The 12496-nt window shown below is 66.1% G+C and carries 12 protein-coding genes and 1 pseudogene; 8 read left to right on the top strand and 5 right to left on the bottom strand.

Features of this window, described 5'->3' with window-relative positions:
* The 3 genes and pseudogenes from J6500_RS22840 to J6500_RS22830 form a co-directional block, all read left to right on the top strand.
* A pseudogene (locus J6500_RS22840) lies at positions 1–218 on the top strand (shikimate kinase); the annotation flags it as partial.
* Complete coding sequence (aroB, locus tag J6500_RS22835) at positions 215–1357, top strand: 3-dehydroquinate synthase (RefSeq protein WP_225714942.1); 1143 nt, start codon at positions 215–217, stop codon at positions 1355–1357. The pseudogene J6500_RS22840 and the gene aroB, both read left to right, overlap by 4 nt.
* A gap of 16 nt (positions 1358–1373) precedes the next feature.
* Positions 1374–2681, top strand: coding sequence for an HlyC/CorC family transporter (locus J6500_RS22830; RefSeq protein ID WP_225714941.1), 1308 nt, complete (start codon positions 1374–1376; stop codon positions 2679–2681).
* 141 nt (positions 2682–2822) lie between these two features.
* Here the strand turns inward: J6500_RS22830 and J6500_RS22825 are convergent, their stop codons facing one another.
* From J6500_RS22825 to J6500_RS22815, 3 genes are all read right to left on the bottom strand, one after another.
* A complete protein-coding gene (locus J6500_RS22825) occupies positions 2823–3110 on the bottom strand; it encodes a hypothetical protein (RefSeq protein ID WP_225714940.1) in 288 nt (95 codons plus the stop codon).
* 13 nt (positions 3111–3123) lie between these two features.
* Complete coding sequence (locus J6500_RS22820; protein WP_225714939.1) at positions 3124–3576, bottom strand: hypothetical protein; 453 nt, start codon at positions 3574–3576, stop codon at positions 3124–3126.
* Between the two features lie 106 nt (positions 3577–3682).
* A complete protein-coding gene (locus J6500_RS22815; RefSeq protein WP_225714948.1) occupies positions 3683–3973 on the bottom strand; it encodes a BolA family protein in 291 nt (96 codons plus the stop codon).
* A gap of 109 nt (positions 3974–4082) precedes the next feature.
* Here J6500_RS22815 and J6500_RS22810 point away from each other — a divergent pair, with 109 nt between their 5' ends.
* A complete protein-coding gene (locus J6500_RS22810; RefSeq protein ID WP_225714938.1) occupies positions 4083–4724 on the top strand; it encodes a J domain-containing protein in 642 nt (213 codons plus the stop codon).
* 199 nt (positions 4725–4923) lie between these two features.
* Here the strand turns inward: J6500_RS22810 and J6500_RS22805 are convergent, their stop codons facing one another.
* The gene (locus tag J6500_RS22805; protein ID WP_225714937.1) at positions 4924–6018 is read right to left on the bottom strand and encodes a citrate synthase/methylcitrate synthase; all 1095 of its coding nucleotides are present in this window, start codon (positions 6016–6018) and stop codon (positions 4924–4926) included.
* A 77-nt stretch (positions 6019–6095) separates the two neighbouring features.
* Here J6500_RS22805 and J6500_RS22800 point away from each other — a divergent pair, with 77 nt between their 5' ends.
* Positions 6096–7319 (top strand): citrate/2-methylcitrate synthase, encoded by a 1224-nt coding sequence (locus J6500_RS22800; RefSeq protein WP_225714936.1) that lies wholly within the window; start codon positions 6096–6098, stop codon positions 7317–7319.
* Here the strand turns inward: J6500_RS22800 and J6500_RS22795 are convergent, their stop codons facing one another.
* Positions 7320–7982 carry a DedA family protein gene (locus tag J6500_RS22795; RefSeq protein ID WP_225714935.1) on the bottom strand — a complete coding sequence of 221 codons (663 nt, stop codon included), beginning with the start codon at positions 7980–7982 and terminating at the stop codon, positions 7320–7322.
* A gap of 293 nt (positions 7983–8275) precedes the next feature.
* Between J6500_RS22795 and cobS the strand changes: the two genes are divergently transcribed.
* From cobS to J6500_RS22780, 3 genes are all read left to right on the top strand, one after another.
* Positions 8276–9274, top strand: coding sequence for a cobaltochelatase subunit CobS (gene cobS, locus J6500_RS22790; protein ID WP_225714934.1), 999 nt, complete (start codon positions 8276–8278; stop codon positions 9272–9274).
* 139 nt (positions 9275–9413) lie between these two features.
* A complete protein-coding gene (gene cobT, locus J6500_RS22785; RefSeq protein ID WP_225714933.1) occupies positions 9414–11312 on the top strand; it encodes a cobaltochelatase subunit CobT in 1899 nt (632 codons plus the stop codon).
* A gap of 3 nt (positions 11313–11315) precedes the next feature.
* Positions 11316–12407 (top strand): esterase-like activity of phytase family protein, encoded by a 1092-nt coding sequence (locus J6500_RS22780; RefSeq protein WP_225714932.1) that lies wholly within the window; start codon positions 11316–11318, stop codon positions 12405–12407.
* The last annotated feature ends 89 nt before the right edge of the window (positions 12408–12496 follow it).

Raw genomic sequence — 12496 nt, 5'->3', positions numbered from 1 at the left:
ACCGCCCGCTGCTGCACACGCCCGATCCCGAGGCGACGGTCAACCGGCTGCTCAGCGAGCGTGAGCCGGTCTACGCGAATGCCGACCTCACGGTCGCCTCGCGCGACGTGCCGCACGATCGCATCGTCGACGAATGCCTGGAAGCGCTGCACGCGCATCTGTGCGGCCCGCGGCCGGCCGTCGAGCCACCTGCTGATGGAATGAACACGACCTCATGACTGCGCCCTTGAAACACGCCGCCTCCGTTACCGTCGACGTCGCGCTCGGCGACCGCGCCTACGACATCGTGATCGGCCGCGGCGTGCTGCGCTCGCTGGGTGAACGTGTCGCGGCGCTGCGCCCCGGCGTGCGCACCGCCATCGTCACCGATCGGACGGTTGCCAAGCATTGGCTGGAGCCGACCGAGGCGTCGCTCGCCGCCGCCGGCATTCCGACCTCACGGATCGTCGTCGAGGAGGGCGAGGGCTCGAAGAGCTATGCCACGCTGACCGAGGTAAGCGAGGCGCTGATCGCGGCCAAGATCGAGCGCAACGACCTCGTCATCGCGCTCGGCGGCGGCGTGGTGGGCGATCTCGCCGGCTTCGCGGCGGCGATCCTGCGCCGCGGCGTCGATTTCGTGCAGGTGCCGACCTCGCTGCTGGCGCAGGTCGATTCCTCCGTCGGCGGCAAGACCGGCATCAACTCGCCGCAGGGAAAGAACCTGATCGGCGCGTTCCACCAGCCGGTGCTCGTGATCGCCGACACCTCGGTGCTCGACACGCTGTCGCCGCGCCAGTTTCGCGCCGGCTACGCCGAGGTCGCGAAATACGGCATCCTCGGCGACGAGGCGTTCTTCGCCTGGCTGGAGAAGAACCATGCCGATCTGTTCTCGGGCGGCGCGGCGCGCGAGCATGCGATCGCCACCTCCTGCCGCGCCAAGGCGGGGGTCGTCTCCCGCGACGAGCGCGAGACGGGCGAGCGCGCGCTGCTCAATCTCGGCCACACCTTCGGTCATGCGCTGGAAGCCGCGACCGGCTTCTCCGATCGCCTGTTCCACGGCGAGGGCGTCTCGGTCGGCATGGTGCTGGCCGCGGAATTTTCCGCGCAGCTCGGCATGATCTCGCCTGATGATGCCGCCCGCATCGCGCGGCATCTGTCGGCGGTCGGATTGCCGACGCGCTTGCAGGATATCGCCGGCTTCAGGCAGGAGGGCCTCGCCGACGCCGACGCGCTGCTGGCGCTGATGGCGCAAGACAAGAAGGTCAAGCGCGGCAAGCTCACCTTCATCCTGCTCGAGGCCGTCGGCCGCGCGGTGATATCAAACGATGTCGAGCCACAGCTGGTGCGCGACTTCCTGCAAGCCAAGTTGAAGGCCTAAACCACGGATCAACTCAGTGGGCTGGTTCACCTTCTCGATCGTGCTGCTCTGCCTGTTCGTCTCCGCGTTCTTCGCTGCAAGCGAAACCGCGCTGACCGGCGCCTCGCGCGCCAGCATGCTGCGGCTGTCGAAGCAGGGGAATAGCGACGCCACCGTCGTCTCGAGGCTGATCAACATGCGCGAGCGCATGATCGGCGCGCTGCTGCTCGGCAACAACATCGCCAATATCGGCGCCTCGGCGCTGGCGACCGGCGTCTTCACCGCCTGGTTCGGCGATGTCGGCGTGCTCTACGCCACCGCCGTGATGACCGTGATGGTCGTGGTGTTCGCGGAAGTGCTGCCCAAGACCATCGCCATCAACGCGCCGGACCGCATCTCGCTGCTGGTCGCGCGGCCGATGCGGCTGACGATCCTTTTGCTCGGGCCGCTGCTCGCGATCATCGAGGCCATCGTGCTGGCGCTGATGAAGCTGCTCGGCATCAAGGTCGGCACCCATCAGGCGGTGCTGTCGCCGACCGAGCGCCTGCGCGGCGCGGTCGACCTGCTGCATCATGAGGGCAAGGTCGAGAAGCAGGACCGCGACATGCTCGGCGGCCTGCTGGATCTGCGCGAATTGCAGGTCTCCGACGTGATGGTCCACCGCACCGAAATGACCATGGTCAATGCCGACCTGCCGCCGGAGGAACTGGTGCGCGAGGTGCTGGCGAGCGAGTACACCCGCATTCCGCTGTGGCGCGAGAAGCCGGAGAACATCATCGGCGTGCTGCACGCCAAGGACCTGCTGCGCGCGATGCGCGCCAATGACGGCGACATGTCGACGATCGATGCGTCGTCGATCGCGCTGCCGCCGTGGTTCGTGCCGGAGATGCGCCCGGTCTCCGAGCAGCTCAAGGCGTTCCGCCGCCGCAAGACCCACTTCGCCCTGGTCGTCGACGAGTATGGCGAGGTCGAGGGCATGGTGACGCTGGAGGACATCCTGGAGGAGATCGTCGGCGACATTTCCGACGAGCACGACGTCGTCGTCGCCGGGGTGCGCGCCCAACCGGATGGCTCGGTCGTGGTCGACGGCTCGGTGCCGATCCGCGATCTCAACCGCGCGATGGACTGGCACCTGCCGGACGAGGAGGCGACCACGGTCGCCGGCCTCGTGATCCACGAGGCGCGCTCGATCCCCGAGCGCGGCCAGAGCTTCACCTTCCACGGCTTCCGCTTCCGCGTCCTCCGCCGCGAGCGCAACCGCATCACCGCGCTGCGCATCGTCGCGGTGCCGCGCGAGTCCGAGCCCGACGAGAAGAAGCCGAAGCGCGCGGGAACGGCGTTCTGAAACGGATCCCGCGCGGTCTAAAGCGCGATGAGGTTGGTTGAATCGTCATCGCGCTTTAGCTCTTTGTTTGAATGTGATCTCCGCGCAAGCGCTTCGCGCTTGTCGCGAGGGAAACCGCTTCGCACTTTTCTGGATCATGCTCTAGGACCAGGGATTGTCACCTGTATGGAAAACCTTGGCCATGTCGTAGCAGGCGCCGCACAGGGTCTTGACCTCAAGATGCGCCAAAGCCTCGCCAATCCAGTCGCCATTCGTCGCCTGGACCCTGTCGTTACAGGCTGAACACCAGGCATCGGGGCGCGGGTTTTCGGGAGTCTCGTCGGTCCAGAAAAATCCGACCCGATTGCGCGTCAGCAGCCCGTCAGCGATGTGCTGACATACGAAGGTCGCTTGCTGAAGGCCGTGGGTGGCGCATCTCACCTCCGACATGCCGATGCGCCCTTCACTCGATATCGATTGAAATGCCCGAGAGCTTCCACGCGCCCTCGGACGGAACGAAGCCGAGCTGATACTTCACCTGCTTGGGCGAAGTGTCAAAATGGCTCTTCAGCCGCAGCACGCCCTTGTCGTCGATCCTGGCGTCCTCGTCGGCAATGATCGGCTTGGCCACGACTGCATCGAATACCGCGTGCTTGTCGACCAGGTCCTTGAAGATCGCCTGCAACTTGTCCGGCGGAAACTGGTCGCGGAACGGCTTTGATATCTTGGCGTGGAATACAGTGAAATTGTTGGCCGCCACGGCGTCATTGAGTGAGATCAGGATGCTCTTGATCAACACCTCCTGGACGAATGGGCTTGGCATGTCCAGCGCGGCGGCCGGGCGCGTCGCGGTGATCATGACGAGGCCGGCAATCGCTGCAATCGACCGGAAGCGCTTCCTGCAAGGGATCGTCAACGGCCCCTCCAATCGATGTCGATGCGGTCCGTGATACCCTGTTCAGTTCTGGAGCAGGTCGATCGCCGCAAGTCTCCATCATGGATAGATGAAAACCGGCGGCGTCTCAAGGCAAGCGGGCGCTAGCGCGGCTTTCCCCGGGAGCGTGTGCATGCAGCGCCAGCGCGTGCACCGAGCCGGCAAGTTCCGGCGCCAGTGTCGCATTTATCATGCGATGGCGGTCGATCCGGCTCTTCCCTTCGAAGGCCGGAGATACAATATATACTCGGAAATGCGTCTCGCCGCCTGGCCTGTGGCCGGCGTGGCCCTCATGCAGATGTGACTCATCGACCACGTCGAGGCTTTCCGGCAAGAAAGCTTCACGCAACTTGTTTATGATAACGTCCTTGGTGCTCATGGCGGCGGAGTTAGGTTCGCGACGGCTTTTCGTCAATGGTGCTAGCGGGAAACGAGGTCTGCGCAATGTCAAGACTTGAAGAATTGTGCATTGCGTAGTCAAAGACAGCATGCCGATCGATTCATCCAAATTCTTCGACTCCATTCGCATCAAGCCGACCAAGGTGAGTGCGAAGCGCCAGGCGCAGGCCGGCGAGCAGGCGGTTGCCTGCGAGTGGGCGGGTTGCCAGAACAAGGGCGCGCACCGCGCCCCGAAAGGCCGTGAGAACTCGCGCGAGTATTGGCACTTCTGCCTCGATCACGTCCGCGAGTACAATCAGTCCTACAATTTCTTCCAGGGCATGAATCCGGACGATGTCGCGCGCTACCAGAAGGATGCGCTGACCGGCCATCGGCCGACCTGGAAGATGGGCGCCAACAGCGGCAAGAAGGACGAGGGCGGCTTCGACGCCGCGCATGATCCGTTCCACATGTTCTCCGAGCTCAATGGCCGCGGTCGCTGGCGGCCCGGCCCGGGTGGCGCAGAGCAGGCCAAGCCGGAAACGCGCAAGGTGATGAATGCCGAGCGCAAGGCCCTGCAAGTGATGGGCCTCGCTGCCGGGTCGACGCTGGAAGACGTCAAGGCCAAGTACAAGGCGCTGGTCAAGCAGCACCACCCCGACGCCAATGGCGGCGATCGCTCCACCGAGGATCGCCTGATCGAGATCATCAAGGCGTATAATTACCTGAAGACCGTAGTGCGCGAGGCGTAAACCGCTTTACGCCTGCGCATACTCCGCTTCGCCTCTCCCCGTTGTGGGAGAGGCCGGATCGCATGCCAGTGCGATCCGGTGAGGGTATCTCTCCGCGAGTCCGTCTTCCCCGTTTCGAGCAAGCGGTGACAACCCCTCATCCGGCGCGCCACCTTCTCCCACAAAGGGAGAAGGGAGAGAGGTTGCGGCGCGCTCTTCCTCAGCCCTTCGGCATTGCGCCCGCGTAGGACGAACTCGGCCGGATCAATCGTCCGGTGCGGCGATGCTCGAGGGCGTGCGCGGTCCAGCCGGCGGCGCGGGCGACGGCGAAGATCGGCGTGAAGGCCTGCCGCGGGATTTCCAGCGCGTCGAGCAGGATCGCGGTGAAGAACTCGACATTGGTCTCGAGCGGCCGCTCCGGATTCTTCTTGCGCAGCGCCTGGCGGATATAGGCCTCGACCTCGCCGGCGAAGGGCAGGTCGGCGCCGTCGGCCGCCAGCCGCTCGATCGCGGCCTTCAGCACGTCGGCGCGTGGATCGCGCACGCGATACACCCTGTGGCCGAAGCCCATCAGCCGCTCGCCGCGTGCCAGCGCATCGTCGACCCACGGCTTGATCCGCTCGCGCGTGCCGATCGCGTCCAGCATCTCCAGCACCGGCTCCGGTGCACCGCCGTGCAGCGGACCGGTCAGCGCGCAATAGCCGCCGGTGATCGCCGCGAACAGGTCGGCCTGCGTCGAGGCGATCACCCGCGTGGTGAAGGTCGAAGCGTTCATGCCGTGGTCGCAGACGGTGACCAAATAAGCATTGAGCGCGGTGGCCTCGCGCGGCGCGATCGTGCGGCCGAGCAGCATCCGCAGCGTGTCGGTGGCGTGGCCGACGTTCGGGTCGGGCGCGATCGGATCGCTGCCCTTCGCGCGCTGCACCAGGGCGCCGGCGATCACCGGGAAGGCGCCCACGATGGTCGCCTCGTGCTCCAGCCCGCTCTCCCCGCGCAGACCTGCGATGGCGGCGCGAAAGCCGTCGACGATCGACATGCCGCGCGTCGCCGGCAGCAGGTCCGGCAGGCGCGCGAAGGCGCGCTCGCGGGCCGCGCCTAGGCTGGCGCGGACATTGGCCTCGTTCAGCGCCTTGCCGGTGGCGCCGTTCCACAGCCGCGCGGTGACGCCCTCGAAGCTCGACTTGCCGGCGAGGTTGGCAACGTGCTCGCCGCCGATGATCAGCTCGCCGCGCTCGCCGTCGACGTGACTCAACACGGTCTCGGCGGCGGGGATGCCGTCCAGACCGATCTGGCTCTTGGTGAGATGCATATTCATGGCCCGATCTCCTTGCTTCATCCAGCTCAAGGTCAGGCCTCTCGACGCATTGATCAATCTTGATTATATAAATCAATATGAAAAAATCCGCCGAGCTCTACCTCTCCGCCCGGGAAGCCGCCGCCGAGCTCGCGATCTCGCCGGCGACGCTCTATGCCTATGTCAGCCGGGGACTGATCCGCTCCGAGCCGTCGCCGGATTCGCGCAGCCACCGCTACCGCGCCGAGGACATCAGGGGATTGAAGGAGCGCCGCGTCCCGTCGCCGGAGCCGCGCGGCTTCCGCAATTTCGATGCCGACCTGCCGGTGATGGATTCGGCGATCGCGACCATCACCGAGCAGGGCCCGATCTATCGCGGCGTGAACTGCGTCGACCTCGCCGAGCGCGACACGCTGGAGCACACCGCGACGCTGCTGTGGGACGTCACCGAGGTCGATCCGTTCGCGCCCGACAACTGCCCTCATGTCTCGGATGAGATGCGCGCGATCGCGGACGCCGCACGGCGCGCGCAACCGATCGAGCGGACGGTCGCGGTGCTGGCGCTCGCATCCAGCGCCGATCCCGGCGCCTTCACCCGCGCGCCGGACGGCCGCGCGATGGTCGGCGGCCGGATCCTGCGTCTGCTGGTGGCGACCATGCTGAACGCTGTACCATCGGCCGCGCCGCTGCATCAGCAGGTGGCGCGGGTCTGGACGCCCGACAACAAGCATGCGCCAGACCTGATCCGCCGTGCGCTGGTGCTGCTTGCCGACCATGAACTCAACGCTTCGACCTTCACGGCGCGCTGCGCGGCATCGACCGGTCTCAATCTCTACGACGCGGTGATCGCGGGCCTCGTCGCGCTGAAGGGGCCGATGCATGGCGGTGCCGGCGTGCTCGCCTCGCGGCTGGTCAAGACCATGGTCGACAACGACGTCGCCCCCGTGATCCGCGAGCGCGTCGCGCTCGGCGAGCGTTTTGCCGGCTTCGGCCATGGTGTCTACAAGAAGGGCGATCCGCGCGCGATCTCGCTGCTCGAGGCGCTGAGCCGTGCCGGTGCGCCGCGCAAATTCACCCGCGAGGTGCCGGAGCGGATCGCGGAGGCGACCGGCGAATTCGTCAACATCGACTACGCGCTTGCCGTGCTGGTGCACGCGCTGCGGATGCCCGCCGGCAGCGAGCTTGCGCTGTTCGCGATGGCTCGCAGCGTCGGCTGGATCGCCCATGCCAGCGAGCAGCTGCAACTCGGCAAGCTGATCCGGCCCCGCGCGCGCTATGTCGGTCCGGCGCCTGGGCGCAGCGGCACCACCAACAGTCTCTGACTATCTTGCCGGTGTTGCCGGCTCGACCTGGCTGCGGCCGTTTCGGTGACGGATGATCTTGATCGCGACCGCGATGATCAACGCGCCGCCGACGACCGCGATGATCCAGATATTCTTGCCGATATGCACGTGGTGCGGCAGCCCGGCGTAGTCGTGCAGTGCGGTGACGGCGAGCACGCCGGGCAGCACATGCGCCGGCGCCCACAGCAGGATCGCGGGGATGTTGACGGCGTAGAAGCGTGACGGCGGCATGTCGAGCGCGCCGGCCGTGATCGGCACGAAAGCGCGGATCGGCGGCACGAAGCGGGCGAAGAACACCGCCAACACGCCCCAGCGCTGGAAGAACGCCTCGCTCTGCGTAACGACGCGCGGATAGTTGGAGAGCGGCCAATTCGACAGGATTTCGCGCTGGCTGCGATAGCCGATCAGATAGGCGGTGCCGTCGCCGAGCAGTGCGCCAGCGGCTGCGGCGGCGAGCACGGGCCACAGCTTCAATTCCCCGCCGGGCACCAGCGCGCTGAGCGCCAGGATGATGGTCGAGCCGGGCACCAGCGAGCCGACCACCGGGACGGCTTCCAGCAAGGCGGCGAGGAACAGCGTCAGATAGGCGAGCCAGGCATGGGCCGAAACGAAGGCGATGAACGGGTCAAGGAAAGAAGTCACAAAAATCCCTTGCTGCGGCGACGGGCCGGGGTGTGAGAGCTAACAAACCCCTGCGGAAGCGAAAAGTGCCCAGCCGGGCCGTGCCCTTGCGCTGCGGTAAAAGTACGGCGGGATTCGCAGAGCAGCCTTCCAAAAACTGCTTTCCGTTACTATCTTTATGATACAACAACGGAACTTTGATTTCCCCGCGGGCTTCTGCCGGTCGATGCTCTCTGCTAGGCTTGTGCGTAGCACCCCATCCGCAGCCAAACGATTAATCTGGTTTCGGGATTGCCCGGGACCTCGGAGGATGAATGACGACCGCCGTCCAGACCAAACAGCAAGAACCCGTCGGCTTGCCCGACATGAAGGTGTCGGTCCGGCAGGTCTTCGGGATCGATAGCGATCTGGAAGTTCCGGCCTATTCGGAAGTCGATCCGCATGTGCCGGAGGTCGACACCGACTACCGCTTCGACCGCGCCACCACGCTCGCGATCCTCGCCGGCTTCGCAAAGAACCGCCGCGTGATGGTCACCGGCTACCACGGCACCGGCAAGTCGACCCACATCGAACAGGTCGCGGCCCGCCTCAACTGGCCCTGCGTGCGCGTCAACCTCGACAGCCACATCAGCCGTATCGACCTCGTCGGCAAGGACGCCATCGTCGTCAAGGATGGCAAGCAGGTCACCGAATTCCGTGACGGCATCCTGCCCTGGGCGCTGCAGCACAACATCGCGCTGGTGTTCGACGAGTACGACGCCGGCCGTCCGGACGTGATGTTCGTGATCCAGCGCGTGCTGGAAGTCTCCGGCCGCCTGACGCTTCTCGACCAAAACAAGGTGATCAAGCCGCATCCGTCGTTCCGCCTGTTCGCGACCGCCAACACGGTCGGCCTCGGCGACACTTCGGGCCTCTATCACGGCACGCAGCAGATCAACCAGGGCCAGATGGACCGCTGGTCGATCGTCACCACGCTGAACTACCTTGCCCATGACGAGGAAGTGGAGATCGTGCTCGCCAAGGCCAAGCACTACCGCACGTCAGAAGGCAAGGACATCGTCAACAAGATGGTGCGGCTGGCCGACCTGACCCGCAACGCCTTCGCCAACGGCGACCTGTCGACGGTGATGAGCCCGCGCACGGTGATCACCTGGGCGGAGAACGCCGACATCTTCAACGACATCGGCTTCGCGTTCCGCGTCACCTTCCTCAACAAGTGCGACGAACTGGAGCGGCCGCTGGTCGCCGAGTTCTATCAGCGGTGTTTCAACGTCGAGCTGGCCGAATCCTCGGTCAACGTGGCGTTGTCCTAGTCGTGGCCGTCCCGGCGAAAAGCCGGGACCGATCCGGCGCGGCCTTTCGCTGGAATGATGGTGCAAGAGATCGGGAAACTAACTGCCGCCTGTGGTTATGGATCCCTGCCTTCGCAGGGACGACGGCGGTGAGGGTGCGATGACAGCCTCCAACATCAAATTCCGTCCGGGTTCGAAGGAAGCGCCGACCGAGCCGTTCAAGCGCTCGGTCAGCGCGTGCCTGAAGGCGATCGCCAAGAAGCCCGAGCTCGAGGTCAGCTTCGCCGCCGAGCGGCCGGGCCTCGCGCCCGGCAAGGCGCGGCTGCCGGAGCCGGCGCGCAAGATGACCAAGCGCGACGCGGCGATCGTGCGCGGCCACGCCGATTCGATCGCGCTCAAGATCGCCTGTCACGATCCCAAGGTGCATCGCAAGCTGATGCCGGGCAATCCGCAGGCGCGCGGCGTGTTCGAGGCGGTCGAGCAGGCGCGGGTCGAGGCAATCGGCTCGCGGCGGATGGCGGGGGTTGCGAAAAACCTCACCGCGATGCTCGACGATCATTTCCACCGCGGCAAGTATGACGAGATCACCGACCGCGCCGATGCGCCGCTGTCGGACGCGCTGGCGATGCTGGTGCGCGAACGCCTCACCGGCATGGCGCCGCCCGCGGCCGCCAAGAAGATGGTCGATCTCTGGCGTCCGTTGCTGGAGGACAAGATCGGCACGCGGCTCGACAAGCTGAGCCGCTTCACCGAGGACCAGGCCAAGTTCGGCGACCTCGTCCATGATCTGTTGTCGGCGCTCGACCTCGGCGACGAGCGCGACATGGACTCCGACGATGACGAAGATCAGGACGAGAACCAGGACGGCGAGAGCGATCAGTCCGGTGCCGAGGGCTCGCCGGATTCCGACGCCGCGCAGGAGATGAGCGCCGACCAGGCGCAGACCAGCGCGGAAGAGATGAGCGAAAGCGCGATGGAGAGCGCGCAGGCCTCGACATCGGACACTTTCGACGACGGCGAACTCGGCGACGACGAGACGCCAGGCGAGGCGACGCGGCCCAACGCGCGCGGCCAGAACGAGCCGCGCGGTCCGGAGTATCACGCCTTCGCACCGAAGTTCGACGAGGTGATCGCGGCCGAGGATCTCTGCGACCATGACGAGCTGGAGCGGCTGCGCTCCTATCTCGACAAGCAGCTGGCGCATCTGCAGGGCATCGTGGCGCGGCTCGCCAACCGGCTGCAGCGCCGGCTGATGGCGCAGCAGAACCGCGCCTGGGAGTTCGATCTGGAAGAGGGCATCCTCGATCCGGCGCGGCTGTCGCGCGTCGTTACCGATCCCTATCACCCGCTGTCCTTCATGCATGAGAAGGAGGCGACCTTCCGCGACACCGTGGTGACGCTGCTTCTGGATAATTCCGGCTCGATGCGCGGCCGCCCGATCACGGTCGCCGCCACCTGCGCCGACATCCTGGCGCGCACGCTGGAGCGCTGCGGCGTCAAGGTCGAGATCCTCGGCTTCACCACCCGGGCTTGGAAGGGCGGGCAGTCGCGCGAGGCGTGGCTTGCCGCCGGCAAGCCGGCCAATCCCGGTCGCCTCAACGACCTGCGCCACATCATCTACAAGTCGGCCGACGCGCCGTGGCGGCGCGCCCGCAAGAATCTCGGCCTGATGATGCGCGAGGGTCTCTTGAAAGAGAACATCGACGGCGAGGCGCTGGACTGGGCGCACAAGCGCCTGCTGGCGCGTCCCGAGCAGCGCCGCATCCTGATGATGATCTCGGACGGCGCGCCGGTCGACGACTCCACGCTGTCGGTCAACCCCGGCAACTATCTCGAGCGGCATCTGCGCCACATCATCGACGAGATCGAGACCCGCTCGCCGGTCGAACTGATCGCGATCGGCATCGGGCACGACGTCACGCGCTACTATCGCCGCGCCGTCACTATCGTGGACGCCGAAGAACTCGGCGGCGCCATTACCGAAAAGCTCGCGGAGCTGTTCAGCGAGACCCACGGCGCCGCGCCTGCTCAGGGCACCCGTCGCCGCCTCCACTCGTGAGACATGGCCCCATCCCCTAGCCGCCGCCGTTTCCTCGAGGGTGTGGCGGCGGGGCTGTCGGCCGCCGTGCTGCCCCGGCTTGGGGATGGCGATGTCGCGCAGGCGCAGAGCGTCACGCAGCCGCTGCCGCGACCGGCCGCCACTCCCAGCCCGTATCGCGTCAACGAGCCCGTTTCGGTCGAGGTCAACGCGCGGCCGCTGCCGTCATTCGACATCCGCGATCGCGCGCGGACGCGGTTCGGCTCGCTGGAATATCGCAGCGGCTTGATCCTGACGTCGTCGTTCTCCGGCTTTGGCGGCCTGTCGGGGCTGCGGCTCGATCCCAAAGGCGAACGCTTCATCGCGGTCAGCGACCAGGGCACCTGGTTCACCGGACGCATTGTCTATGACGGCCGCACTATGGTCGGCCTCGCCGATGTCGAGGCAGCCCCGCTGCTCGGCGCCGACGGCAGGCCGATCACCGCGACCCGCGGCTGGTACGATTCGGAATCGCTCGCGCTCGACGGTTCGTTGGTCTATGTCGGGCTCGAACGCGTCAACCAGCTGCTGCGCTACGATTTCGCCAAAGGCTTTACCCGGTCGCGCGGCGAGGTGGTGCCGCTGCCGCCGGCGGCGCGCAAGCTGCCGTCGAACAAGGGGCTCGAGGCGCTGGTCTTCGTGCCAAAACCGTTTCCGCTGGCCGGCACGCTGATCGCGTTCTCCGAGCGCGGGCTCGATGCCAGCGGCAACCTCATCGCCTTTCTGGTCGGCGGCAAGACGCCGGGGCAGTTCGGCGTGCACCGGACCGAGAATTTCGACATCAGCGACGCGGTGCTGTTGCCGTCCGGCGATGTCCTGATCCTGGAGCGGAAATTCTCCTGGTTCGGCGGCGTCGGCATCCGCATCCGGCGCATCGCGCTGGCGCAGATCGCGCCCGGCGCCCTGGTCGACGGTCCCGTGATCTTCAAGGCCGATCTCGGCAATGAGATCGACAACATGGAAGGCATCGACGCCACCGTGACGCCGGAGGGCGAGACCGTGCTGACCATGATCTCCGACGACAATTTTTCCCTGATCCAGCGTAATCTGCTGCTGCAGTTCACACTGGTGGAGTGAGCGGCCGCGCCAGGGACGCCGTCAGAGCATTGCTGATCTGCATCCCGGTCCGCGCGACATTCCGGGTGGTTGGTGATCGTGCGCACCGC

This window comes from Bradyrhizobium semiaridum, assembly GCF_020329505.1.
GTDB lineage: Bacteria > Pseudomonadota > Alphaproteobacteria > Rhizobiales > Xanthobacteraceae > Bradyrhizobium > Bradyrhizobium semiaridum.
The sequence above is the reverse complement of the archived record's forward strand: the minus strand, read 5'-3'. Positions and strand labels throughout refer to the sequence as shown.